The organism is Mesorhizobium sp. M7A.F.Ca.CA.003.01.2.1, assembly GCF_003998945.1.
GTDB lineage: Bacteria > Pseudomonadota > Alphaproteobacteria > Rhizobiales > Rhizobiaceae > Mesorhizobium > Mesorhizobium ciceri.
Window position 1 is genome coordinate 1 of record NZ_RZRA01001192.1, and the last position, 1,387, is coordinate 1,387.

Annotated in this window: 2 protein-coding genes; both read right to left on the reverse strand. The window is 66.8% G+C overall.

The annotated features are described in order from the left end of the window. On the reverse strand, positions 1-1,062 hold a 1,062-nt coding region (locus EN969_RS31100; RefSeq protein ID WP_127419737.1), incomplete at its 3' end, for a molybdopterin-binding protein. Further along, positions 1,059-1,387: XdhC family protein (locus tag EN969_RS31105; protein WP_164758660.1), on the reverse strand; the 329-nt coding region annotated here is incomplete at its 5' end. The genes EN969_RS31105 and EN969_RS31100, both read right to left, overlap by 4 nt.

Sequence of the window (1,387 nt, forward strand, 5' to 3'; positions counted from 1 at the left end):
CATGCGGCTCGACCGGCCGGCCGCCAGCAGCACGATGCCGACCTTCAGCTGAGATTTGGCCGGCAGCGGTTCGCGCGGCTGCGGCCGTGTGGGGATTTCCATCAGCAGCCCGCCGACCCCCATGCCGGCAATATCCCTGGCGGTCACGTCGAGACCGGCGATCAATCGGTCCAGCACCCAATCGAACCCGTTCTCCTTGGGACTGCGGGCGCAGCCGGGCGCGCCGATGACGTGCTTGCCGCCGAGCGTACCGAGCACCAGCAGATTGCCGGGATCGACCGGCATACCGGCGCGGACGACGGTACCGCCCGCCCTCTCGATCGCCGCGGGAATGACATCGGCGAAATCGCTCATCGCCGAGGCGCCGAAGATCACCACCATGTCATTGTCGCGCACCAGGGAAGCCGTGGCCTCCGCCACCGGCGCGATCTCATGCGCCGTGCGGCGCTCGGCCGTCAGCCTGCCGCCGGTGCGCGCCAGCCGCGCTTCGGTGACGCGCAGCGTCTTGTCGAGCACGGAAGGCTTGATGCCCGGCAGAACCGTCTGGATGACGCCGACACGCACGGGCCGGTAGGCATTGACGGCAAAGATCTCGCCTGCGGCGCAGATTTCTGTCGCAGCGTCGACCAGCGCTGAACCGACCGCGAAGGGAATGATCTTCACCGTCGCGACCATCTGGCCTTTCTCGACCGGCGCATGCTGCGCCAGCGTGGCGATGGTGATGGCGGGATCGATGGCATTGATGGCGTCGATGGCAGCGGCATCGACCGTGAAGATGCCCGGCGCCTTGGCGTGGAGGTTGACCCGCCCGGTCGCGGCAGGCTTGGCTTCGATGCCGCGAAAGGCCATGCTCCCGGCAATCGTTTGCGCGGCCGCATCCTCGCCGAGGTCGTCTTCAGCCAGAACAGCCGCAACGACCTCGGAAACACCGGCAGTCCGTAGCAGCGCCACATCTTCGGCGCTCAGCCTATGCGCCTTGCGGAAGCGGCGTTCACCAGCGGTGGTGGAGTGTGCCAGCACCGCGCCTTCCGCCGTCTCGATCGGGATCGGTCCGAATTTCACGCCGCCGCACCTTTTGCGTCCAGCCCGCGCGAGCGGAAGGCATGGATCGCCTGGGCCAACACCGCAACAGCAATCTCTCCCGGGCTGGCAGCACCAATATCGAGCCCGATCGGCGCATGAATACGGGCGATCTGGTCGGCGCTCGCGCCCAGCGCCAGCAAACGTTCGACACGCTTGGCATGCGTCTTCCTGCTGCCGAGCGCGCCGACATAGAAGCAGTTGGCGTCTAGTGCTGCCTTCAGGGCGAAATCATCGACCTTGGGATCATGGGTGACGGCGGCAAGTGCGGTGTAGCTGTCGAGCGGCTGACGCTTCAGCACATCCT